The organism is Paenibacillus sp. FSL R5-0749 (genome assembly GCF_038595085.1).
GTDB lineage: Bacteria > Bacillota > Bacilli > Paenibacillales > Paenibacillaceae > Paenibacillus.
The window spans coordinates 2,616,804-2,640,117 of the sequence record NZ_CP152005.1; the positions used below are offsets into that span (position 1 = coordinate 2,616,804).

The following is a 23,314-nucleotide window of genomic DNA, read 5'->3' on the forward strand; positions in this document are numbered from 1 at the left end:
CGAGGGATTTGGGGGATACGAATGTTGATTGAAGACGAGAAAATATATCCTGACTGTTCAGTTGAAATAAGAATAGTAGAAGTTGGCGGCTTAACAAAGCCACAGCTTATTCAGAAACTGGACCAACACTCTATTTTATTGAATAAATATGGAGAACAGTTGTTACATGATGAAAGATTTATAGTCTCCAATACAAAGCAAAGCTTGCAAACGGTTGAGTTGACCGTCAGACAACTTGGATTTTCGGAGGGTGCTACAACTCTCCAGTTATTTCGAATAGCAAATGAACTTGGATTGGAATCTTGTCCGGTTGAGTTAGGACCTTATCTAAGACTGCAATATTTGGATCAGCCCGAGATAGGTTCTACCAACATTTCAGAGGAGAAAAAAGCTCCGTCCGGCTCCCTTACCGTAGCCTCTGAAGCCCTTACGGAGGATATTGATTTTCCAAAAGGTTTTTATCTTAGACGAATAAACGACAAGTTATGGTTACGAGGATATCTTGCGGACCATTTACATATTTGGAGTCCTCATGATTGCTTTATCTTCTGTCGCGCTTAGCTACTGTTGTATGAAGATCGAAAGGTATTTTGGTATTTGAGAAAGGGAAGGAGTTCAACACCAATGGATATTAAAAACAAAAGCGGAGATGTGCTAGGAAAAATTCAAATTGAATCCTTACGCAAAGATCGTGCGATTGACCGGATCGTCATTGACTTAAAGCCTGGTGAGGGGAAGGCGATTTATACCGCAGATGCTTCAGAGAACCAATTCACGCAACAGACCAATTATGCAGCCATTCCATGGGAAGACGGGTTGGAACAATTGCAGAAACTTTATTCTCCATGGCAGCCGAAATTTCCGATTGATTCTGATATCGATGCCATTCATGTATTTTATGGATTTGATAATCTAACTACGCAAGAAATCGAAGAAATGGTTGAGGAAAGTAACAGGTCAGGCAGCAATGTAGTGATACGAGATTTGAAACCCAATAAGAGGGTTGTGGGCATCAGCATCACGTATCAAGAATACGGTGGTTATACACTTAATATTTTCGGGACTACAAAGAGCCGAATCGCATTGCCTGATCATGGTGGTGCTACGGTTAAACAAGCAGCCATACGTGGCGTCCAAGCATTTTTTATTGTCAATAACGAAACTTCCCAATTGATATGGATCGAAGAGGATGTGCAGGGGAAGGCATTACAATACGAAATCAATGGAAGAAATATGTCAGAAGATCTTGTGATGAAGATTGCGAAATCAATGAACGGATAAATTTTACATTAAAGCTGCTCTAAAAGGAGTTTCTATGAATCGGACGATAATGGTTAGCGATATCCATGGCTGCATTGATCCATTTAATCAGTTATTGCATGATATCAATTACAATTCGAAATATGATCAATTGATTCTGCTTGGAGACTACGTAGATCGGGGCCCCAATAGTAAAGAAGTGGTCAAAGAGGTTATCCAATTAGTAAAAGAACATCATGCGATCGCATTAAGAGGCAATCACGATCAACGATTCGTTGATTTTATAATTGAGGGAAGTTCATTAATTAAAGCCAAGTTTATTGAACATGGAGGGCTTCAAACACTTCAGAGCTATTGTAATATTGAAGGCGCAATTTCTGATGAAATGTTGGAACTAGCCAGAGAGACAATAAAAATGGACTATGGTCATCATATTAATTTTTTGAGTGAATTACCTCTATACCATGAGGATGAGACACATATTTACGTTCATGCCGGATTAAACCCTGATTACATAGAATGGAGGAATCAACCAGAGCATGATTTTATGTATATCAAAGATAAATTTATTGATCATACGTTCACAAATCTACACCAAAAGATCATCTTTGGACATACAAGGACAATAGACATTCATGAAACTTCGGATGTTTGGTTTGGTGAAGATAAAATAGGCATTGATGGTGGATGTGCCTATGGAATGCAATTAAATGCTTTAATTCACGAAAATGGTTCTTACACAACTGCTGATTCAAAGTTTAATCTGAATGAGGTGAAGTGATGAGTTACAAAGCTATTCTCATAGACCAAATGAACGCCTGTTATCATGACAAGAGCTGGTTTATTCCGCTTCATGATACATTGACAAACCTCAATGCAGCGCAGGCCGCTTATTCAAAGAATGAGGGAGAGCATTCCATTTGGGCGATCGTCAATCATCTTATTTTCTGGAATGAGAGGTGGCTTGAGAGATATATTGCCGAACAGGTCGACGGGCAGCATTCAGTGAATAATGAGGATACATTTGACATAGATCCGTCTAACCTGAACGATGTGGAGTGGCGCAAGACATTACATAGACTGAAAACCGTCTTTGGTGATTGGAACAGGGCACTCGAAGATAGCGAAGAACATAAACTGACCCGTGAAATCCCTTCCTATTTTAACGCGCCATGGTGGGGAGTTGTATCGAATCTATGTATTCATAATGCCTATCATATTGGCCAGATCATGCTGCTCAAAAAATCAATGAAACACACGTAATACACGCTGTATTACATTTATAAAATTATACTTAAGCAAAGGAAGATGACTATCATGGAAAAAGGCAAAATTATATTTTTGAACGGTGTAACCAGCTCTGGTAAAACTTCAATTGTAGAGGCGATGCAATCATACGATGATCCGTTTTTCTATGTTGTCGCTAATGATCTTTTTGAAAATACGATCGGTGATAAACATCTTCAGACGGATTACTGGAAGTATCTGAGTGAAGCGATTGTAATGATGTATCATACGGCAAAAGTATTCTCAGACCATGGCAAGCATGTTTTGATCGATGGAATACTGGTAGAAAGACCGGAGCTCGCGCCGCATTATGAACAAGTCAAACAGATATTTGAAGGCTATCCACTGGATATTGTGGAGTTATATTGCCCCCTCGACAACTGCCGACAGCGGAACATCGAACGTGGGGATCGCAGAGAAGAGCAATCGGATGAGCAGCATCAGATCATGGCCAAAAACATTAACTACAGGTACTCCATTGATACAAGTATGAACACACCGGAAGAATGTGCAGAGAAGATTATTGCAGCGTTGTTCAAGTCCCATCATGAACCATTGAAAAATATGTAAAGATGCTATTACAAGGCTGGACATTCATGAGCATGGTGTTCCAGCTTTTTGATTATTTGAAGAAGGGGGAAATGTAATCATGACCAAAGAGATTGAACTTTTGCTTCAAACTTTTGAAGAATGGACGCTCTTTGTCAGAACGTTGACTAATCTTGAAGAAAAGATCTGGAATTCCAGCTTGGAAGAAGGGAAGTGGACGATAAAATCAATCGTAAGTCATATCATGTTATGGGATCGATATTTTTACAAGGAAGCGATTGAGAAGATTGCTCTGAGGCAGCCTGTTATGTTGAAACATCTGGATTTTGATGAGTTTAATCGCAAAGCTATTGAGTACGGGAAACGCACAGAGACATCTGAAATCGTAAATAAGGCTATCACGTACCGCTATAAAATTATGAATGACATTCGAGGGTTATCGGAGGAACAGCTTCATCAGACGTATTTGGATGCAGAGGGTAACGTATTTTATATTCCCCAATATCTTAAAGATTTTATATGGCATGACCAGCATCATATGGAACCGTTGAAAAAGTATCTTACCAGCCTTGAAGCGTAAAGGATTTAGCAAGCGGTGGCGGCATGGAATACAGCATGTGGCGTGCTTTGAATATAATATGTATCCCAAACCAGGGAGGGACATGATGACCATTTATAAGATTGAATTAACTCAGGGAAATCTAATCGGTTCATTTACCGATGAGGTAACTCCCATGTTGAGCGTGAAATCTGGGGATTCCATTCGGTTTCAGACACTGGATGCGGGCTGGGGAACGGGTGTGAGTTATGCGGAACGCATGAAACCTTTTGATCGACAAGGTGAAAAAGATGGAGGGCATGCATTAATCGGTCCGATCTATATCGATGATGCCAAGAAAGGACAGACGTTGGAGATTGTTTTCAATGAGATTGTACCCGGTCAATACGGGTTTACTTCCGCCGGCGGATATCCGAACTGGCAGAACCAGAAATTACATCTAACAGAGGTTGAAGAACTGTCGCTAAATTGGACACTTGATCGCCACACGATGAGTGGAACCTGTGAAATAAACGGGAAACCCTTCACGGTATCTCTCTCACCGTTCATGGGAGTCGTGGGCATGCCACCAGAGTCAAAAGGAATTCATACGACTTGGCCGCCTCGTTATTGTGGAGGGAACATCGACTGCAAGGAACTGGTGCAGGGAAGCAAATTATACTTACCTATCCCCGTAGACGGAGGTTATCTCGCGATTGGTGATGGTCATGCACGCCAGGGAGATGGTGAAGTCAGCTGTCAGGCGATTGAATGTCCAATGGAACTTGTGGATATCACCATCAACGTAATTGATAATCTAGCTCTGACCAATCCTCGTGCACATACGCCATCCGGCTGGATTACCTTCGGTTTTCATGAAGATCTGAATGAGGCTACCGTTCAAGCATTAGACGGCATGTTAAATCTGATGGGTGAGTTGTACGGACTAGATCGAGTGGAAGCGATTGCACTTGGAAGCGCGGTAATCGACCTGCGTATCACGCAAATTGTGAATGGCGTGAAGGGTGTGCATGCTGTCCTTTCCCATGATGCTTTTCAATAACTTGAAGTCTGTTATACGTCGTATTAGATGAACTTGGGAGTCGATAAAATGAGAGGCAGACCACAGATCGTTCTAGATATCGCAGGTGTTTTGTTAAGTAATATGTCATTGACGTGCTGGAGAGATATGATTCAGGAAACCAACCTATCCGTAGAATCCCTGAAAGTACATTTTACAGGAATCAAGCGGCAGCTCTGGACAGGAATAATGCGAGAAGAAGAGTTCTGGCAATCGTTGAAGGAGATGTATCCAGAATTATCAATAAGCCGAGTGAAGGAGATCTTGTATAGCTCAATTGTTCCTTTACCAGCGGCTCAATACCTTGAGCGATGGAGTGAGTTTGCCGATATCCATCTGCTTAGCAATCATTGTAAGGAGTGGATTGAGCCGAATCTTAGCCGTTTAAGCTCATTCACCACAAGTGTAACCATCTCTAATCAAGTGGGTTTATGCAAACCTGAGATTGAGATATACCAACGGGTCCAAACCTTCCTGGCAGCTGGAGAAGAGGTTCTATTTGTAGATGATCAAGAGAAAAATTTACATTCGGCTAAGCTACTTGGTTGGAAGACTCTACTGGCTGACGAAGAAGGAGATTGGGTTAATGAAGTTGAGTCATTGCTAATCTAGGAGGAACAGGATGCAATTTTCACTTCTGCATAGGAATTAAGAAGCTTAGCCTTCGATAAAATAGAATTTAATATCCCATCTGGAGCCCTATGCAATAAAATTCAATTTTATAGCATAGGGTTTTAATATTAACCTCCTTTAAATGTTTTAATATCCTTAAGTTGTAATTATATTAACCTTAATAATCAAATTAAACTAAATAATAACATAAATAGTATTGACCATAGGCTTTTCCCAATACTATAATGAAATGGGTTTCATGAAAGCCGTTTCATTATCACTCAGACAACTTAGTAAGCGCTTTCTATTTGAAGCGTGCTTGCAGGTTTTCAAGTTCCCGATTCATCTTTATCTAACTTTAAGGGGGAGTGTGTGTAAGATGAAGTTTATGAGACAGAAGCGGTTTACCTTTTTGGTGATGCTTACCTTGGTGGTAACCGTAATCGCTGGCTGTAGCGGTGGAGCGGGTACACCAGCTGAGGTTGTTAACAAGTCGCCAGCAGAAGAAAACAAGCAAGTCGCAGCTGAGCCTGCTGAAGAGAAGCAGGAGCCGGCCATCGATCTGAAGGGCAGAGCTGTTCGAATATCCAATTGGTGGGATGCGGCCCCCAAAGGAGACTCGGAGGCAGATGAACGTGCCCGTGAACGAATCCAAAATGTAGAGAAGAAATACAACGTCAAAATCTCTTATCTAAATACAGACTATGGAGCAACGTCAGAGAAAATATCTTCATCCGTGATGGCGAATGAGCCTTTCGCTGAAATTGTGCGTGTGCCTGACGGTAATATCTGGGGGTTGATGCAAGGCGGATTTCTGACACCGCTGGATGACTATTTGAAGGATACGAAAATCCAGCCGAATGTCATTGATTCCATGCGGTTTGGCAGTGATAATGTATTTGGTTTGACAGGGTGGTATACCCCGAATGACAACGGCATGTTTTATAACAAACGTCTGTTTAAAGAAGCTGGATTGAAGGACCCGCAACAGCTAATGGAAGAGGATAACTGGAACTGGGATACGATGCTGGAAGCGGCCAAGAAGCTGACCGTAGACAAAAACGGGGATGGCAAGATGGATCAGTATGGTCTGTCAGGTGCGTATTATGTGCTGCATGAAATGCTCATCGGAAGCAATGGCGGCAAGATGTACGATGAGGCAACGCAGAAGGCAGCGTTTGACTCACCTGAATCTTTGGAAGCGCTTAACTTTCTGTACAGCCTGTATAACGATCACAAAGTCGTGAAGGCTAACGCAGGCAATGACTGGGAGGACCCGTCCAAATATTTCTCAGAGGGCAACATTGCGATGTATCCTGGCGGTTTATGGGAAGTGGAAGGGCGCATTCTTGACAAGTTAAAGGATGACTGGGGGTATGTATACATGCCTAAAGGGCCCAAAGCATCTACCTATCTCGATACGGTAAATAGCACAGAGAGCTTTGTAATCCCCAAAGGTGTTAAGGATGCAGACGTCATTGTGAAAATTTGGGAGGAGCTTCAGGACTTCGATAACTGGCAGGAGAATCATCGTCTATGGCTGGAGAACATTTTGCCAGATGAAGCTTCTATTGCTAATGCCATGAATGACAACGGAGAGGTTGAACGGGTTTATGGCGCACGTGCCGGGGGATTGGGTGTGAAGGAAGCTCTTGGCAGTGTAACTGAAAAGTTTGTGAAAGGTGAGGTTACACCATCCACAGGCGTTGCACAGATTATTGGACCTGCACAGGCTGGCATCCAGAAGGTGTTAAAGGGAGAGAAGAGCAAGTAAGGCGTAAGCAAAGCAGGATCATTTACTTGAGGGAGGCAGCCCATGTTGAAAAAAATGATGATCAGCAAAATCATGTTGTTTGTTTTGTTTGCCGCATTCATTACTCTTTTGTCTGCATGCACGGGTACAAGTGAGAAGCCAGCCGAGCCAGTTGCTCAGCCAGCTGAAGTCGAGACGAGCACAACACCAGCGAAGGAAGAAGAAGTGGAGGAGGCTGAGCCAGCCCCGGACCTTAATGGACGTGTCATTCGAATCTCTCACTGGTGGGATGCGACACCAAAAGGTGATTCGGAATCCGATGAGCTTGCGCGGGAACGGATCAAAATGGTGGAAGAAAAGTATAACGTGAAGATCAAATATCTGAACACAGAATACTGGTCCACTTCTGAAAAGCTGTCTTCCTCCGTGCTCGCTAACGAGCCTTTTGCGGAGATTGTCCGAATTCCGGATGGATTCATCTGGGGACTCATGCATGGCGGGTTTCTGACACCGCTGGACGAATATCTCAAGGATACACGGGTAGAGCAGGATGTTATTGATTCGATGCGCTTTGGGGGTGAAAAAATCTATGGCCTGGAGAGCTGGTATTCGCCAAATGATAGCGGCATGTTCTATAACAAACGGATTTTTAAGGAAGCTGGATTGAAGGATCCTCAGCAATTGATGGATGAGGATAACTGGAACTGGAATTCGATGCTGGACGCGGCAAAAAAGCTGACCGTAGACAACAATGGTGACGGCAAAATGGATCAATACGGCCTCGCTGGCGCGCATTATGTGCTGTCCGAGATGCTGATCGCGAGTAATGGTGGCAAGTTATATGATGAGCAGACGGGTAAAGTCACGTTTAATTCACCGGAAGCTATGGAAGCGCTTAACTTTCTGCACAGCTTGTACACGGAGCATAAAGTAGTTAAAGCGAATGGAGGAAACGACTGGGAAGATCCCGCCAAATATTTTGGGGAGGGCACGATTGCGATGTATCCAGGCGGGCTGTGGGAGATTGAAGGCCGCATTCTTGATAAGCTCAAGGATGAGTGGGGTTATGTGTATATGCCAAAAGGTCCACAAGCCCAGTCTTACCATGAACCTTTTGGTCAGACCGCAGCTTATGTCATTCCAAAAGGGGTGAAGGATGCAGATGTCATCGTAAAGATTTGGGAAGATCTGCAGGACTTCGATAACTGGCAGGACAATCGCAGACTTTCCCTAGAAAATATTTTGCCGGATGAAACGTCCATTGCCAATGCCATGAACGATGATGGCAAAGTGCAGCGTTTGTTTGGCGGACGCTTCGGTGGTCTGGGTATCAAGGATCAACTGGATAGCGTGACTGAGAAGTTTGTTAAAGGTGAGATTACGCCTTCCACGGGTGTTGCTCAAGTGATCTCCAAAGCTGAGGCTGCGGTGAAAAAAGTGTTAAGTGGAGAGCAGGAAAAGAAAAAATAACGCTTGGTAGTTAAACAGCAATAGGGCGGCCTGATGATTGTTTTCGAGTGGGGTTAGTCGAAGCACAATATACGGGCCGCACCTCATTGCTTTCACGAAAGTCATCTAAAGGGGGGCATTGGGTGAAGTTCACATTATCCCGAGTGACGATCGTTGTCGTCACACTAATGCTCGTCGTGGTGTATGCGATATCCAGTTCCGGTGCGAGTGGCAATGCCAAGACCGGAAGTCGATCATCAGATCCGAGTCGTGTCATGCCGATATCTGAATCTGCTGCTGAGGATAGCTATGATACGTATCTGAAGCAATTTCAGAACGAGAAGCGGCCTGCGAGGGACATTGTCATCCATGGGGCTGATTACTCAGCTGCCGAAGGCATGAACCCGCAGATGATCACGGAGCTTGGCGGCGAGGTAGGCGAGTTCATAAGGACAGAGGAAAGTGGATCGGTGGAGTGGAAAGTGAATGTTCCTGAATCAGGAATGTATCATATGTCATTACGCTATTACCCAATTCAAGGGAAAAGCTCTGTTATCGAACGGGAATTGTGGATTGATGGAAAGCTGCCGTTCAGCAGTGCTCGTAACATGAGCTTTCACCGGGTATGGGTCAACGAAAAACCGGAAATCGAACAGGACAACAGAGGCAATGACCTACGTCCGCGCCAGGTTGAAGAGCCAATGTGGCAGGAGTCGATCCTGAGAGATAAAGAGGGCTATTATGAAGAGCCTTATCAGTTTTATTTTTCAGAGGGGAATCATTCCATCAAGTTGGTCTCTACACGTGAGCCGGTGGTGATTGATACCATCAAACTGCATCATTACGAAGCTCCGCCATCCTATGCAGAACTCAAGCAGGAGTATGAGACTAAAGGATACAAGGAAACAACCGGGCATTTAATCAAGGTTCAAGGGGAGAAGGCTTCATATAAGTCATCGCCGACACTATATTCCATCACAGATCGCTCCAGTACATCGACAGAGCCGTATGATGTTTCCAAAATCAGAATGAACACGATTGGTGGAAACAACTGGCGGGTGCCAGGACAATGGATTGCATGGGAGATGGATGTACCAGAAGACGGGTTATACAAGATAGCGATCAAGGGCCGACAAGAACTGCTGAGAGGCATATATTCAACTCGCTCATTGCAGATTGATGACAAGGTTCCTTTCCAGGAAATGATGCAAATTCCATTTTTCTATGACGCCGATTGGCAGATGAATGTGTTGGGCAATGAAGAAGAGCCTTATTTGTTTTATTTAACGAAGGGACAACACGAACTGCAGCTTGAGGTCAGTCTCGGGGCCATCGCACCGCTAATTCGTCAGGTTGAAGCCAGTGTGCTCGAGATCAATGCGATGTATCGAAAAATTCTGATGATCACGGGCAATGTACCGGACCCGTATCGTGATTATCAATTAGACAAACAGATTCCGGATATGGTGGATGTGTTTCGGGAACAGAGTGATATTTTAACTGCAGTCTCTGAAGAGTTAATTCGTTTGACAGGGGAGAAAAGCGACAAAACAGCCATTTTAAATAAAACCGCCTATCAGCTTGCTGATCTGGCCGATAAACCCGAAACCGTTCAGAAGCGGCTTGGTCAATTCAAAATCAATGTCGGCAGCGTCGGCTCCTGGCTTCTTGAAGTGCGTGAGCAGCCGCTTGAGATTGACTATCTGCTGCTTGCCTCACCTGGTGAGAAACTGCCCAAAGCGAATGGGTCTGTGTTCAGTAAAACAGGACATGAGGTGTCATCCTTCCTTCATTCCTTTTTCGAAGATTATGACACCATTGGCAGCACCGCCGATGAAGACAAGTCGGTGACCGTCTGGATTGGAACGGGCCGCGACCAGGCACAGGTACTGAAAGCGATGATTGATGATACGTTTACACCGCTGACAGGCATTAGCGTTAATCTCAAGCTGGTTAATGCAGACGTGTTGCTTCGTGCCTCGCTTGCAGGAGAAGGTCCGGATGTAGCCATGCAGGTTGGCAATGATGTGCCGGTGAACTTCGGGATGCGACACGCGGCGGAGGATTTGTCCACATATCCAGGCTATAACGAGTTAATCAAGCAGTTCAGGGACAGTGCAATGGTTCCATATCAGTTTGAAGACCAGGTATTCGCGCTTCCGGAACAGCAGATTTTTAACATGTTGTTTTATCGTAAAGATATTCTGGAGCAGCTTGATCTGGAGCCGCCGCAGACGTGGGATGACGTGTATGCCATGATCCCGGTGCTGCAGAAGCACAACATGGAGATGGCGCTGCCGTTGGCTCAGACAACTGGCGTACCCGTGTTGGAAGTTAATCGGGCGTATGCCATGCTGCTGTATCAGATGGGCGGCTCCTTCTACTTAGACAAGGGTGCCAGAAGTGGTATGGATACGGAGACTGGACTGGAGGCGTTCAAGGAATGGACGGATTTCTATACCAGTTACAAGCTGCCACTGACCTTTGATTTTCCCATGCGCTTCAGAACGGGGGAAATGCCTGTGGGCATCATGGACTATACCTTCTATAACTACTTGTCTGTATCTGCGCCAGAGATTAAAGGTCTGTGGGAATTCATCCCGGTTCCAGGCCTCAAGCAGCCCGATGGAAGCATCAAACGTGATGTGGCAAGCGGTGGTACGGCGACGGTGATGCTCAAGCAGTCGAAACATAAAGATGCGGCATGGGAATTCATGAAGTGGTGGGTAAGCAAGGATGCCCAGGTTCGCTTTGGACGGGAAATGGAAGGTCTGATGGGTGCTGCTGCGCGCTACCCAACGGCGAACATCGAAGCTTTACAGGAGCTGCCTTGGCCGATCCGTGATTATCGCAGTCTGGAAGAACAGTGGAAGTGGGTACAAGGGGTACCTGAGGTTCCCGGAGGTTACTTTACAGGTCGCCATCTGGATAACGCATTACGTGAGGTCGTCAATAACGGTACGAACTCAACCGATGCTTTATATGATTACGTTCAGGAAATTAATTACGAAATTCAGCAAAAACGAAAAGAGTTTAAATTGGACGGAATGCGCTAGGGAGGGACTCTTTTGCATAAGGTAAACATCGTGACCAAACCCGGTTCTCAGCCCAAGCGCACGCCTGCCGGCATGCCGGGAAGATGGGAACTCTTTGTCAGAGATATGAAGCGGGATAAACATCTTTATATTCTTTTATCGCCATATATGCTGTTATTTCTGCTATTCACCGTGTTTCCAGTCATCATTTCGATCTTTTTCAGTTTTACCAACTTCAACATGCTGGAGTTTCCACAATGGGTCGGCTGGGAGAACTATTCCAAGCTGCTCTGGAATGATGATGTGTTCTTGATAGGTCTCAAAAATACGATTATTTTCTCAGTGGTTACTGGCCCGATCAGCTACATAGCCTGCTTTGTATTTGCGTGGCTCATCAATGAGCTGAATCCGAAGGTAAGAGCGTTTATGACACTAATATTTTTTGCGCCTTCGATTTCGGGCAATGTGTTTTTTATTTGGCAGATTATTTTCTCCGGGGACTCCTACGGCATTATGAACGGTTTTCTAATGAAAACGGGCATTCTGTATGAGCCGATCCTGTGGCTTCAGGATCCGAAATATATGCTTGCCATTATCATGCTTGTGCAGCTATGGCTTAGTCTGGGAACGAGCTTCCTTGCATTTATTGCCGGTCTGCAAACGGTGGATCGTACGTTATATGAAGCGGGAGCCATCGATGGGGTGCAGAACCGCTGGCAGGAGCTGTGGTATATTACGCTTCCTTCGATGCGCCCTCAGCTGATGTTTGGCGCCGTTATTCAGATTACTGCATCTCTAGCGGTTGCCGAAGTGGCCACTGCACTCGCCGGTTTCCCGAGTGTGCAGTATGGGGCACATACGATTGTTACGCACTTAATGGATTACGGAACGATTCGTTTTGAAATGGGTTATGCATCGGCCATCGCAACGGTGCTGTTTGGTCTGATGCTGGGCTCCAACCTGCTTGTTCAAAAGCTTTTGAAGAGAGTGGGGGAATAGCCGATGAAGATAGCCCTGCTTATGAAACGAAAAATCAATCGATCCTGGCAGGTCGATATTCTGCTGTTCCTGTTGCTTGGCGGATTTGGCGCATTTATGGCGGTTCCGCTCATCTATGTCATCAATAATGCCTTTAAACCGCTGGATGAACTGTTCATTTTCCCGCCGACCTTGTTTGTACGGAACCCGACGTTTGAAAACTTCTCCGATCTGTTTCAGGTCATGAAAAATTCATGGGTTCCCTTTTCGAGATACATTTTCAACACCGTATTTATTACAGCAGCGGGTACGTTTGGCCATATAATCCTGGCTTCGGCAGCGGCATATCCGCTGGCGAAACACAAGTTTCGCGGTCATAAAGTTTTGTTCACCTTTATTGTGCTGTCGCTGATGTTCTCGCCACATGTAACAGCGATCCCGAACTATATGATTATGTCAACTCTCGGATGGCTCGATTCTTACCAAGCGATCATTATTCCGGCCTTTGCTTATCCGCTTGGCTTGTATCTGATGAAACAGTTTATGGAGCAGATTCCGGATGCGTTGCTGGAGGCGGCAAAAATGGATGGCGCAAGCGAGTATCGGATTTTTTTCCAGGTGGTTATGCCGCTCGTCAAACCGGCCTGGCTTACACTGCTCATTCTGATGATGCAGATGTTGTGGGGTACGGACGGTGGAAGCTTTATCTACAGTGAACAGCTTAAAACGATGCATTACGCCATGGGACAGATTGTGCAAGGCGGAATTGCCCGAGCAGGAGTAGGGGCTGCTGTAGCTGTCATCATGATGACGGTGCCGATTGTTACATTTGTATTGTCACAGAGCAATGTCATTCAAACGATGGCATCATCCGGCATGAAGGATTAAGGGAGAGGGTGTTAGAGATGAGAGTGAAATCATGGCTGATCGTTCTGGCAGCTTCCCTGCTGATTGCCGGACTCGGAACTAACCAGGCTCATGCGGCACCGTATGAGGGATATACCTATAACTACTGGGGGAATGCAGTAAAGTCACCGATTGCTTTTCTCCCTTCCAGAGTCATTACAGGTGAGGAGGCCGGAACTGGGACGTGGCAGTCCCCCCTGGATATATATGCTGCGAAGGATGGCCTGCTCTACGTGCTGGATTCAGGAAATGCGCGAATCGTTGTGTTAAACGATAAATGGGAAACGGTACGAGTCATTCAGCAGTTCGAGCATGGAGGCAAACAGGATAGCTTCCTGAATCCAGAAGGGCTTTTTGTTACGGAGGCGGGCCAAATCTACGTAGCGGATACCGAAAACAAACGAATTGTGGAGCTGAATCAGGACGGTACATTTGTGCGTGCCATCGGTGCACCGGAATCGGATGTGCTCAGCGAGACGTTTGAATATTTCCCGCGAAAAGTCATTGTGGACAAAGCCGGGCGAATCTATGTGGTTGGCCGGGGTGTCTACGAAGGCTTGATTGAGTTTGATAGTGACGGGCGTTTTACCGGATTCATGGGTACAAACCGTGTGCAGTTTGATCCGGTCGATCTATTCTGGAAAACGGTATCCACCAAGGAGCAACGGGAGAAAATGATTCGTTTTATTCCACTGGAATTCAACAACGCCGATGTGGATGATGGCGGTTTTATCTACACAACAACAGCGGATAAAAATACAACGTCTGCGGTCAAAAGGCTGAATCCATCCGGAATCGATGTGCTCCGGGTTAACGGAGAATTTGCGCCGGTTGGGGACTTGAGCATGAATCGTTCCTCTTTCATTGATATCAAAGTGTCGAGCAATGGGGTCTACCGTGCACTGGACTCTACGCGTGGGCGTGTGTTCACGTATAACGAAGACGGCAATTTGCTGTATGTCATTGGTCAACTGGGCAATCAGGTAGGCACGTTCAAAAATCCGGTGGCGGTTGAAAGCCACGGTGATGCCATCTATGTGCTGGATCGTGACCTGGGCCGGATCACCGAGTTCAAGGCTACCACCTTCGGAAGCCTGGTGAACGAGGCGAACCGTCTATACAGTACAGGGAAACATACAGAAGCCGCTAAGCTCTGGGAGGAAGTATTACGTCTGGATGCCAATTATGAAATGGCCTATGTCGGGATCGGCAAGTCGATGTTGCGGGAAGGAAAATACAAGGAAGCGATGACGTATCTGAAGCTCGGTAATGATCGGGAGTATTACTCCAAGGCACTCGCGAAGTATCGCAGGGAATATATGCGAGAATATTTCGGCATGTATATGACAATAGCCATCGGATTGCTGATCGGAGTAATCGCATGGCGCCGCATCACTAGAGCAAAAAATGAGAGGAGGATCGGAGATGTCGCTAATTAAGGAACTCAGGTATTCTCTGCATGTCGCGGTACGCCCTTTTGACGGATACTGGGATTTGAAATATGAAAATAAAGGCAGGCTGCGTGTGGCACTCCTGGTACTGTTTGCAGTCACCGTAACGATGATTGTAAAACGTCAGTACGCGGGGTATGTCGTGAATGACAATTATCCGCTTTCGCTGAACAGTATCAATGAGTTCAAGTATATCGTGCTTCCTTTTTTGCTCTGGTGTATTGCCAATTGGTCGCTGACCACGCTGATGGATGGGGAGGGCAAGTTCAAAGATATTCTGATTGCGACGGGATATGCGATGCTTCCGCTTATTCTGGTCAACATTCCGAATATTTTGCTGAGTAATGTTATTACGCTGCGTGAATCCTCCTTTTATTATTTGCTGGATTCGTTCGGTATGCTCTGGTTTGTGTGGCTGCTGTTTATCGGAACGAAGACGGTACATCAATACTCTGTGTTCAAAACCATTAGTACGATGCTGCTCACACTCGTCGTGATGGGCGTCGTTATATTTCTGGGCCTGCTTTTCTTTAGCTTGATCCAGCAGATCATCAGTTTTGGCTACACCCTCTATCAAGAGATCACGCTGCGCGAATAGAAGAGGAAGGAGGTGCCGGAGATGAAAAGAAGACGTACCGCTATCGTAGCGGTCATGCTCATAAGCAGTCTTTTAATCACACAAAGTGTGAATTATGCGGAGGGCGAAAGACCAGCGACTTCGGAGCAACAAACCACTTCAGAGCAGCAACAAACGGCAGATTCTCAACGTGCTGGAACTGATACACCTGAAAGTACAGATCAGGCAAAGAGCAGCGCATCAGACGTGGCAGCTACGCCAAATGCTCCAGATGCAAAGGCTGCGAACAAGTCCAACCCTAGCGAGATGACGGTCCCTGAGGGCATGGAAATGGTTGCTGAGAACGAGCAGATGATTCTGTATTTGCACCCGGAGACGACTGAAATTGCGGTCAAGGATAAGCAGAACGGGGCAATATGGTTTTCCAATCCGCAGGATCGGGAGCAGGATGCCATTGCGACGGGGTATAACAAGTCTCAGCTGAATGTGCAGTTTGAGCTGACGTATTACGATAATGCGGGCAATGCGCTGAAATACGATAATTTTACACATAGTGTACAGAGTGGTCAGTTTGAGATTGAAAAAGTAGAGCATGGACTCAACATCGTATACACGCTGGGCGAAGTCAAAAGTGATATCGAAGCGATCCCCAAATATATTAGCGAGGAACGCTTTAACACATTGATTCTCGCGAAGCTGGAGGAGAAGGACCAGAAGGAGATCGAGAAGCGCTTTAGTCACGATGAACAGAACAAACGTTATGAGAGACGGGACTCCTCTCTGAAGGGCGTGGGCTTGTCAAAGGTCACCCGCATTTTTGAATCCATCGGCTATGACGAGGCTCAGATTGCCATCGACAAAGCAGCTTACGGAGAGGAAGAAAGCGGGGGCGCCAATGTGGTTGTACCCGTTCACTATCGACTCGAGGATGGGGGCTTGAGGGTTTCCATACCCGAGAACGGCATTGAATATCCGGAAGCGATGAAAATTCAATCCTTGTCCCTGCTGCCGTTCTTCGGAGCAAGCGGGCCTAAGGAGGAAGGCTACAGTCTGGTGCCTGACGGTTCGGGTTCCCTGATTTATTTTAACAACAAAAAGACGTATGCATCACCTTACAGTACAGCGCTGTACGGCAGTGATCATGCGATCAACCAGCTTACACAGATTCAGAAGGAGCAGAAGGCGAGAATGCCCGTGTTTGGTATGAGTTACGGAGACAAAGGATATCTCGCTGTCATTGATAAAGGGGATGCTGTTGCATCCGTGGAGGCGGATATTAGCGGCAGATTGAATCAGTACAACACCGTGTATCCAAGCTTTGCGCTGAGCAGTATGGAGGAAGTTACCCTTACGAATGGCTGGCGTTCCAGCACAGTCAAACGGTTTCAGGCGCAGCCTTTTCACAACGAAATAGCTGTCGTTTATGATTTCCTGGATTCCGACGATGCGAGTTATTCGGGAATGGCTTCCAAGTATCGGGATTATCTCATCGGGCAAAAGAAACTCACACGTCTGGCGGATGATACCACACTGCCTTTCTACGTGGAACTGATCGGTGGCATTCCCAAGAAAAAGTTTTTTCTCGGGATCCCGTACAGTGCCTACGAGCCGCTGACCACATTTGAAGAGGCACAGGAGATTGTAAAAGAGATGCAAGATCTAGGTGTGCAGGATATTCAGCTGCAATACACCGGATGGTTCAACGGAGGGGTGCATCACGATCTGCCCAAATCCATCCAGGTTGACAAGAAACTTGGAGGTGCAAAGGGTTTGCAAAGCCTTCAGGCGTACATGCAAGAAAATGGCTTTGGTTTATACCCGGATGTATCGTTTCTGGAGGTGTTCCCGGAGGCTGACGCTTTCAAGAAATCGTACGCATCACGTCAAATTACGGGCAAACTTGCGCAAGTTTTTCCGTATCGCATGTCCACGTTTATGCGGGATGAAGAGTCTCCTCCGGGCTATGTTATTACTCCCGAGGCCGTACCGGGCATTGTAAACGGATTTATGCAGGACTATGCACCGCTCGGGCTCAATGCCATTTCTCTTCGCGATTTGGGCGATCAGCTTAATTCCGATTACAACCGGGCCAACGTGATCAACCGTGAGCAAGCCAAGCAGGTTGTTGTGCAGCAGCTTGAGCAGGTGAAGGGTTCCTCAGATGTATCCCTTCTCCTGGAAGGAGGCAATGTGTACGCAAGTCCCTATGCCAGACATATTGTGGATACACCGATGAGCAGCAGTGGCTTTAATATCACGGACGAGACGGTTCCCTTTTTCCAGCTGGTCTATCACGGCTACATTCAATACACAGGCCAAGCATGGAATATGGCAGAGGATCAGGATTCTCTCAAGCAGATGCTGCGAGCGATTGAAACCGGCTCAGCGCCGTATTATACGTGGTTCCACGCTGATCCGTCCGCGATCAAGCTGACGGGCTTCGACGAGTTATATTCGGCCGATTATCGACGCTGGATTCAGGAGTCGGCTAAGCGGTATGCCGAGCTGAACGAGGTGCTGCATGACGTGCAGAATCAATCCATTGTTAAACATGAAAAGCTGAGCGATGGTGTCTATCAGACCACTTTTGAAAAAGGAAAAACGGTCATTGTGAATTACAACGATGCTGCTGTGAAGGTGAACGGTGTAAGTGTGGCAGCGAAGAGTTACCAGGTAGGAGGTGACACACCGGAATGAAAATCAAAAAATTATCATTGGAGCAAAAAAACAGATATTACGGTTTGTACTTCATCCTGCCTTGGTTCCTCGGTTTCCTGTTTCTGTTCATGGTGCCGCTGATCTCGTCGTTCCGTTACAGTCTGAGCAATCTGCAGGTGTCTAATGAAGGTTTCAGTCTGGAGTATATTGGTCTGGGCAATTTCCGTGAGGCATTATTCTCACATGAATCCTATGTACGCATGTTGACGGAATCGGTGCTGGATATCGTGGTAAATACACCGTTAATCATCATTTTCAGCCTGTTCTTTGCCGTTATTCTGAATCAGAAGTTCCATGGCAGGGTGCTGGCAAGAGCAATCTTTTTTCTGCCCGTGATTCTGGCTTCGGGCATTATTGCAAGCATCGAAAACGGCGATCTGATGCAGTCTGTCGTACGTAATGCAAACGATATGACTGGCGGTGGTCTATCCGTCATGAAAAATCTGGATCTCACCATTATGCTGCTGGAGTCCGGTATGAGTCCGATTCTTGTTGAATATTTGACAGGTGCAGTAAGCCGGATATACGAAATCGTCAGCCAGTCTGGTGTCCAGATTCTGATCTTCCTTGCAGGCTTGCAGTCGATCTCACCTTCATTGTATGAAGCCGCCAAGATTGAAGGATCAACGGGATATGAAGCCTTCTGGAAAATTACATTTCCCATGCTAAGCCCTCTGATTCTCACGAATCTGGTCTATACCATTGTGGACAGCTTTATCCGTGATCAGACGAGCCGACTTGTGGTGGATACGGCCTTCAAGAGCTTTAATTTTGGACTCAGTGCGGCGATGTCCTGGATCTATTTTGCCGTCATTGCACTGATTCTGTGGGTAACCACCGCAATTGTATCCCGCAAGGTCTTTTATCAGAATTAGCAATGCTGGAAAAAAGGAAAAGGAGGTCTGACATGAAGACAGAAACCGCAACAGGGCAGCCGTCTGTTAAAAAGGAATGGCTACAGCGCTTGGGCTCCGCGGCGTACTGGTTTGAAGCAATCAAAAAGTGGGCATGGATTCTGGTCCGGTTTGTTCTGATCTTTGGCATATCATTTGTCATTCTCTATCCCATTTTATTGAAGATATCCATATCATTCAAAAGCATGTCCGATTTGTACGACCCAATGGTGATCTGGATTCCGCGAACCTTTACGCTAGAGAACTTCAAGCTAGTCTTTACAGCTATGAATTACCCTAGCGTGCTGATGAATACCTTGTGGTTATCGTCAGCGGTGATGCTGCTGCAGACAATAACCTGTGTCCTGGCTGGCTACGGGTTTGCACGAATCAGATTTAAAGGCAGCGGGTTGTTGTTTGCTGCGGTGATTTTTACCATTCTGGTACCGACACAGACGATTATGATCCCGCTGTATCTGAATTTCAAAAACTTTGATGTGATGGGGCTGATTGAGCTGTTTCGAGGCAGTCCTGCCAATCTGATCAATACGTACTGGCCGTTCCTGATCTCGGCTGCCCTGGGTATGGGTGTCAAGACCGGACTGTATGTGTACATTTTCCGCCAATTTTTCAGAGGCATTCCACGGGAGATCGAAGAGGCAGCTTATGTGGATGGAGCAGGATACTTTAGAACGTTTGGCCGAATTATCCTGCCAAATGCGATCCCATCCATGGTTACCGTCATGCTGTTTTCGTTTGTATGGCAGTGGAACGATTCATTTTTCACAAATATGTATCTGAACGAACCTAAGGTGATGTCGTCGATGATGTCATCGTCCGGGTTCACCATTGCAACTTATTTGACGGGTGGCGGTCAGGCTGCTGCCTCATATACGCAAGATCCGTTTTTCATGTCGATGATGATGAACACGAGTGTGCTGATGGCGATTCTACCGCTAATTATTATTTATCTGTTCGTTCAGCGTCATTTCGTAGAGAGTGTGGAACGTTCTGGTCTTGTAGGATAACGGGGAAGTGGGGGCTGCCCGGCTAAACGGGCAGTCTACTATTGGTATTGTTGGCAATACAGTTGGCTGTACAGGTCAGGAAGAGGGGAAGAAGAATGCAGATCAATACAAGAGAAACACAAACGAAACTGGATAAGAGGGTAACGATTGACGGGGAGATACGTTATCAGGGTATAGACAACTTCGGGGCTTCGGATGCGTGGTCGATGGAGCCGCTCGGGAAGTATTGGAGTGAAGAGAACAAAGCCCGGGTAGCCGATCTTTTATTTTCCAGAGAACAAGGAATCGGATTATCTGCATGGCGTTTCAACATTGGTGCAGGCTCGGCGGAAACAGATCAAGATCGGATTCCCGACCCGTGGAGACGAGCGGAAGCTTTCAAAACGTCGGAGGACGGTGAATATGATTGGAGCAAGCAATCAGGTCAACAGTGGTTTCTTGAGGCCGCTCGTGATCGGGGAGTGGAGACACTTATCGCTTTTGTGAACAGTCCTCCGGTATGGATGACCAAGAATGGTCATGCTCAGCCTGATCCTGGAGTTGGTTCGACCAACCTGAGAACAGGGGATGAAGGCAAATTTGCAGCCTATCTTATGGATGTATTAACGCATTTCGAACAGAAAGGACTTCTTTTTAATTATATCAGTCCGATCAACGAGCCGACCTGGGACTGGAATCAGGCTTGGCAGGAGGGCAATCGCTACAATAACGATGATCTAAAACAAGTCATTCTCGAATTATATCGTCAGCTACAGCAGAGCGATCTGCACACGCGAATCAGCGCACCGGACGGTGTGGAGATCACTTCACTGCTGGATGATGAATATTATCGCCAGTTTGCGGGCAGCGGAACCTATTCCAGCGGTGCTAATCAGCTCGGCACGGGCAAGTACCGGGAATACATAAAAGACCTGATTGGCGATCCTCAGATGAAGGAAACGGTGGGCAATAAAATCGCTTCGCATTCCTATTGGTCTGATTACAGTAATCCCGGAGATGATCGTCTGGTGAGACTCAGGCAGCTGCTTCATCACAACCTGAACCATTATGATCCAGACAGCAAATATTGGGTTACTGAATACTGCATACTCGGAGACTACGGACCTGGACGTGATTTAGGCATTGAACCCGCTCTGCATGTAGCGAGAACAATTCATTTTGATCTAGTTGAGGCTCATGCTGCGGCCTGGCAATGGTGGACGGCTGTCTCCAAGGTGGATTATAAGGATGGGCTGATCTATACGGATTATAGTGAAGCTGGCGATGAGCAAAATATTCTGACCTCGAAAATGCTGTGGGTACTCGGCAACTACAGCAGATTTATTCGGCCTGGAGCGAAGCGAATTGAACTCACCGGGCTTGGAGAGGAAGCCGACAGCGGACTACTCGGTTCTGCCTATATTCATGAGGAAGAGCAAACGGTAACGGCTGTTTTTGTAAACCATGGTCAATATGACAAGTGCATTCAAGTGAGTCTTCAGGAACTCGGCTTAAATGGTCCAATTACCACAATGAAGTCTTATGTGACCAGTGCTGAACTGGATTTAGCCTGTCAGGAGACGGTTATAGCCGGAGAAGAGATGCAGTCATTTATCCTTACCATTCCAGGGAAATCAGTTGTGACCTTTACGGGAGGTGTGGAGTAAACAGCGAAAAAATAAATTGTGAGGTTTCACTCAATATCGCCCATGATATAATGAGGTTTGATACATGCAGAAATGTGTTATTAAGCTAAATTCTGTCATGGGCTTTTTTTACAGCCTGCAAATGCACGATAAGAGGAGAAAAAAATGAATATTCGCACGGTCGCGTTGGCCATTTTTACATGTAATGAGGATCAGATCCTTGTGCAAGCATTTCAATCCCCAGGAAGTTCAACCACGTTCTATCGTCCTGTGGGTGGTACAGTTGAATTCGGAGAAAACAGTCAGTACACATTAATGCGAGAAATAAGAGAAGAGTTGCATCAAGAGATTGAACCTCCACAGCTGATTGCTGTAATCGAGAATATTTTTCAGGTAGAAGAGACGGGGCATGAAATTGATTTTATCTATGAAGCAAAATTCAAGAACACTGACATGTACAGTAAGATAGAGCTTCAAGGCATAGAAGGAAAGGAATCCTACCGAGCCGTGTGGAAGTCCATTGGCGATTTTAATGAAGGAAAAGAGGACATCAAGCTGGTACCAGATGGATTATTGGCTCTATTAACCGGGAAAAACAAAGACGCTCAGTCCATAATTCATATCAGGACAAGGTAGCATTCAATATGTATTGTAACCAAATCTCTTCATCTGAAAAAAGAGGGGAATAGTTTAGTCAATGTATATCGGGAGAATGACAATAGAAATCGGAGGATACGACATGGAAAATAAGGAAACATTTAATCTTGTAGTTCAAGAATATGATCGATATAGACCCGTCTATCCAAGTGAAATGTTTGAAGATATTTTTACATATTTACAGATCAACAAAGAAGATCCCGTTCTGGAGATTGGGTGCGGAACAGGACAGGCGACCAGTGGATTGGTGAGCAAGGAATATACCAATATCACGTGTATTGAATTAGGCAGTAATCTGGCTCAGTTCACCGTAGACAAATTCAAGTCCTATCCCTCGATTCAAGTGATCAACACTCCTTTTGAGGACTGGGATGACGAAGGAGAGCGCTATTCCTTAATCGTGTCGGGAACCGCCTTTCATTTTATCAGACCGGAAATCGGTTACCGTCGGGCTTGGGAGCTGTTAGAGGATCGAGGTGGCATCGGCCTTTTTTGGACGATTCATGTTCCGAACTTTGAACCGCTACATACTGAAATTCGTTCCCATTACATCGCATTAGCCCCTCATCTGGATGATTCTCACTATCCTTCCCCAGATGAAGTTATCCAGGAGCGTAAAGAAATAACAGAACAATCCGGCTTGTTCACGGATATTGAGGTGAAGGAGTATAACTGGATCCAGACTTGTTCCAGCGAAGAATATGTCGCGTTGTTAAATACAAATTCCAAGCATCAACAGCTGGCTGAGGATGTGCGGCGTTCACTTCTGGAACGCATCAAACACTCCATTGATGCTGCAGGTGGAACGATAGAAAAACAACATAAGGTTGCTCTTTATCTAGGGAAGAAAAAGGTCTAAGGATATTTGTGTCTAAGGATATATCTTTATCATTCCATTGCAAACAGGAGGAATAAAA

Annotated in this window: 21 protein-coding genes; all 21 read left to right on the forward strand. The window is 45.9% G+C overall.

What is annotated here, in order from left to right; all coding sequences use genetic code 11:
- The first annotated feature begins 21 nt into the window (after positions 1 to 21).
- The 21 genes from MKY85_RS11835 (at position 22) to MKY85_RS11935 (ending at position 23,256) form a co-directional block, all read left to right on the forward strand.
- Positions 22 to 561: a helicase gene (locus MKY85_RS11835; RefSeq protein WP_342572646.1), complete on the forward strand. Its 540-nt coding sequence runs from the start codon at positions 22 to 24 to the stop codon at positions 559 to 561.
- 63 nt (positions 562 to 624) lie between these two features.
- Positions 625 to 1,281 carry a DUF4367 domain-containing protein gene (locus MKY85_RS11840; RefSeq protein ID WP_342572647.1) on the forward strand — a complete coding sequence of 219 codons (657 nt, stop codon included), beginning with the start codon at positions 625 to 627 and terminating at the stop codon, positions 1,279 to 1,281.
- Positions 1,282 to 1,315: 34 nt separating this feature from the next.
- Positions 1,316 to 2,041, forward strand: a complete 726-nt coding sequence (locus MKY85_RS11845) for a metallophosphoesterase family protein (RefSeq protein ID WP_342572648.1) — start codon at positions 1,316 to 1,318, stop codon at positions 2,039 to 2,041.
- Positions 2,041 to 2,523 carry a DinB family protein gene (locus MKY85_RS11850; protein WP_342572649.1) on the forward strand — a complete coding sequence of 161 codons (483 nt, stop codon included), beginning with the start codon at positions 2,041 to 2,043 and terminating at the stop codon, positions 2,521 to 2,523. The genes MKY85_RS11845 and MKY85_RS11850 overlap by 1 nt, the downstream gene beginning before the upstream one ends.
- A gap of 54 nt (positions 2,524 to 2,577) precedes the next feature.
- On the forward strand, positions 2,578 to 3,117 hold the full coding sequence (locus tag MKY85_RS11855; protein WP_342572650.1) for an AAA family ATPase: 540 nt from the start codon (positions 2,578 to 2,580) through the stop codon (positions 3,115 to 3,117).
- A gap of 79 nt (positions 3,118 to 3,196) precedes the next feature.
- Entirely contained in the window at positions 3,197 to 3,676 is a 480-nt protein-coding gene (locus MKY85_RS11860) for a DinB family protein (RefSeq protein ID WP_342572651.1), read from the forward strand.
- Between the two features lie 82 nt (positions 3,677 to 3,758).
- A complete protein-coding gene (locus MKY85_RS11865; protein WP_342572652.1) occupies positions 3,759 to 4,697 on the forward strand; it encodes an acetamidase/formamidase family protein in 939 nt (312 codons plus the stop codon).
- A gap of 48 nt (positions 4,698 to 4,745) precedes the next feature.
- Positions 4,746 to 5,327 (forward strand): HAD-IA family hydrolase, encoded by a 582-nt coding sequence (locus MKY85_RS11870; RefSeq protein ID WP_342572653.1) that lies wholly within the window; start codon positions 4,746 to 4,748, stop codon positions 5,325 to 5,327.
- 379 nt (positions 5,328 to 5,706) lie between these two features.
- Positions 5,707 to 7,101, forward strand: coding sequence for an extracellular solute-binding protein (locus MKY85_RS11875; RefSeq protein WP_342572654.1), 1,395 nt, complete (start codon positions 5,707 to 5,709; stop codon positions 7,099 to 7,101).
- Between the two features lie 42 nt (positions 7,102 to 7,143).
- Positions 7,144 to 8,550 carry an extracellular solute-binding protein gene (locus MKY85_RS11880; protein WP_342572655.1) on the forward strand — a complete coding sequence of 469 codons (1,407 nt, stop codon included), beginning with the start codon at positions 7,144 to 7,146 and terminating at the stop codon, positions 8,548 to 8,550.
- A 122-nt stretch (positions 8,551 to 8,672) separates the two neighbouring features.
- Positions 8,673 to 11,585, forward strand: a complete 2,913-nt coding sequence (locus tag MKY85_RS11885; RefSeq protein WP_342572656.1) for an extracellular solute-binding protein — start codon at positions 8,673 to 8,675, stop codon at positions 11,583 to 11,585.
- Positions 11,586 to 11,657: 72 nt separating this feature from the next.
- Positions 11,658 to 12,563 carry a sugar ABC transporter permease gene (locus MKY85_RS11890; RefSeq protein WP_110896201.1) on the forward strand — a complete coding sequence of 302 codons (906 nt, stop codon included), beginning with the start codon at positions 11,658 to 11,660 and terminating at the stop codon, positions 12,561 to 12,563.
- A 3-nt stretch (positions 12,564 to 12,566) separates the two neighbouring features.
- Positions 12,567 to 13,430 (forward strand): carbohydrate ABC transporter permease, encoded by an 864-nt coding sequence (locus tag MKY85_RS11895; protein ID WP_342572657.1) that lies wholly within the window; start codon positions 12,567 to 12,569, stop codon positions 13,428 to 13,430.
- 17 nt (positions 13,431 to 13,447) lie between these two features.
- Entirely contained in the window at positions 13,448 to 14,887 is a 1,440-nt protein-coding gene (locus tag MKY85_RS11900) for a gluconolactonase (RefSeq protein ID WP_342572658.1), read from the forward strand.
- Positions 14,874 to 15,497, forward strand: a complete 624-nt coding sequence (locus MKY85_RS11905) for a Yip1 family protein (RefSeq protein WP_339241810.1) — start codon at positions 14,874 to 14,876, stop codon at positions 15,495 to 15,497. The genes MKY85_RS11900 and MKY85_RS11905 overlap by 14 nt, the downstream gene beginning before the upstream one ends.
- A 21-nt stretch (positions 15,498 to 15,518) precedes the next feature.
- Positions 15,519 to 18,173 carry a DUF5696 domain-containing protein gene (locus tag MKY85_RS11910; protein ID WP_342572659.1) on the forward strand — a complete coding sequence of 885 codons (2,655 nt, stop codon included), beginning with the start codon at positions 15,519 to 15,521 and terminating at the stop codon, positions 18,171 to 18,173.
- Positions 18,170 to 19,069, forward strand: a complete 900-nt coding sequence (locus MKY85_RS11915) for a sugar ABC transporter permease (protein WP_339241813.1) — start codon at positions 18,170 to 18,172, stop codon at positions 19,067 to 19,069. The genes MKY85_RS11910 and MKY85_RS11915 overlap by 4 nt, the downstream gene beginning before the upstream one ends.
- Positions 19,070 to 19,101: 32 nt before the next feature.
- Complete coding sequence (locus MKY85_RS11920) at positions 19,102 to 20,115, forward strand: carbohydrate ABC transporter permease (protein ID WP_339241815.1); 1,014 nt, start codon at positions 19,102 to 19,104, stop codon at positions 20,113 to 20,115.
- A 95-nt stretch (positions 20,116 to 20,210) separates the two neighbouring features.
- Positions 20,211 to 21,761 (forward strand): glycoside hydrolase, encoded by a 1,551-nt coding sequence (locus tag MKY85_RS11925; protein WP_342572660.1) that lies wholly within the window; start codon positions 20,211 to 20,213, stop codon positions 21,759 to 21,761.
- Positions 21,762 to 21,905: 144 nt separating this feature from the next.
- The gene (locus MKY85_RS11930; protein WP_339260591.1) at positions 21,906 to 22,376 is read left to right on the forward strand and encodes an NUDIX domain-containing protein; all 471 of its coding nucleotides are present in this window, start codon (positions 21,906 to 21,908) and stop codon (positions 22,374 to 22,376) included.
- Positions 22,377 to 22,479: 103 nt separating this feature from the next.
- Complete coding sequence (locus tag MKY85_RS11935; RefSeq protein ID WP_339260592.1) at positions 22,480 to 23,256, forward strand: class I SAM-dependent methyltransferase; 777 nt, start codon at positions 22,480 to 22,482, stop codon at positions 23,254 to 23,256.
- Positions 23,257 to 23,314: the final 58 nt, after the last annotated feature.

Bases quoted from the DNA above. Each gene is read 5' to 3' on its own strand.
- MKY85_RS11880 (WP_342572655.1), top strand. From the start codon at position 7,144: ATGTTGAAAAAAATGATGATCAGCAAAATCATGTTGTTTGTTTTGTTT.
- MKY85_RS11840 (WP_342572647.1), top strand. From the start codon at position 625: ATGGATATTAAAAACAAAAGCGGAGATGTGCTAGGAAAAATTCAAATT.
- MKY85_RS11850 (WP_342572649.1), top strand. From the start codon at position 2,041: ATGAGTTACAAAGCTATTCTCATAGACCAAATGAACGCCTGTTATCAT.
- MKY85_RS11925 (WP_342572660.1), top strand. From the start codon at position 20,211: ATGCAGATCAATACAAGAGAAACACAAACGAAACTGGATAAGAGGGTA.
- MKY85_RS11875 (WP_342572654.1), top strand. From the start codon at position 5,707: ATGAAGTTTATGAGACAGAAGCGGTTTACCTTTTTGGTGATGCTTACC.
- MKY85_RS11835 (WP_342572646.1), top strand. From the start codon at position 22: ATGTTGATTGAAGACGAGAAAATATATCCTGACTGTTCAGTTGAAATA.
- MKY85_RS11895 (WP_342572657.1), top strand. From the start codon at position 12,567: ATGAAGATAGCCCTGCTTATGAAACGAAAAATCAATCGATCCTGGCAG.
- MKY85_RS11890 (WP_110896201.1), top strand. From the start codon at position 11,658: ATGCCGGGAAGATGGGAACTCTTTGTCAGAGATATGAAGCGGGATAAA.
- MKY85_RS11855 (WP_342572650.1), top strand. From the start codon at position 2,578: ATGGAAAAAGGCAAAATTATATTTTTGAACGGTGTAACCAGCTCTGGT.
- MKY85_RS11845 (WP_342572648.1), top strand. From the start codon at position 1,316: ATGAATCGGACGATAATGGTTAGCGATATCCATGGCTGCATTGATCCA.
- MKY85_RS11870 (WP_342572653.1), top strand. From the start codon at position 4,746: ATGAGAGGCAGACCACAGATCGTTCTAGATATCGCAGGTGTTTTGTTA.
- MKY85_RS11930 (WP_339260591.1), top strand. From the start codon at position 21,906: ATGAATATTCGCACGGTCGCGTTGGCCATTTTTACATGTAATGAGGAT.
- MKY85_RS11910 (WP_342572659.1), top strand. From the start codon at position 15,519: ATGAAAAGAAGACGTACCGCTATCGTAGCGGTCATGCTCATAAGCAGT.
- MKY85_RS11920 (WP_339241815.1), top strand. From the start codon at position 19,102: ATGAAGACAGAAACCGCAACAGGGCAGCCGTCTGTTAAAAAGGAATGG.
- MKY85_RS11915 (WP_339241813.1), top strand. From the start codon at position 18,170: ATGAAAATCAAAAAATTATCATTGGAGCAAAAAAACAGATATTACGGT.
- MKY85_RS11900 (WP_342572658.1), top strand. From the start codon at position 13,448: ATGAGAGTGAAATCATGGCTGATCGTTCTGGCAGCTTCCCTGCTGATT.
- MKY85_RS11935 (WP_339260592.1), top strand. From the start codon at position 22,480: ATGGAAAATAAGGAAACATTTAATCTTGTAGTTCAAGAATATGATCGA.
- MKY85_RS11905 (WP_339241810.1), top strand. From the start codon at position 14,874: ATGTCGCTAATTAAGGAACTCAGGTATTCTCTGCATGTCGCGGTACGC.
- MKY85_RS11865 (WP_342572652.1), top strand. From the start codon at position 3,759: ATGATGACCATTTATAAGATTGAATTAACTCAGGGAAATCTAATCGGT.
- MKY85_RS11860 (WP_342572651.1), top strand. From the start codon at position 3,197: ATGACCAAAGAGATTGAACTTTTGCTTCAAACTTTTGAAGAATGGACG.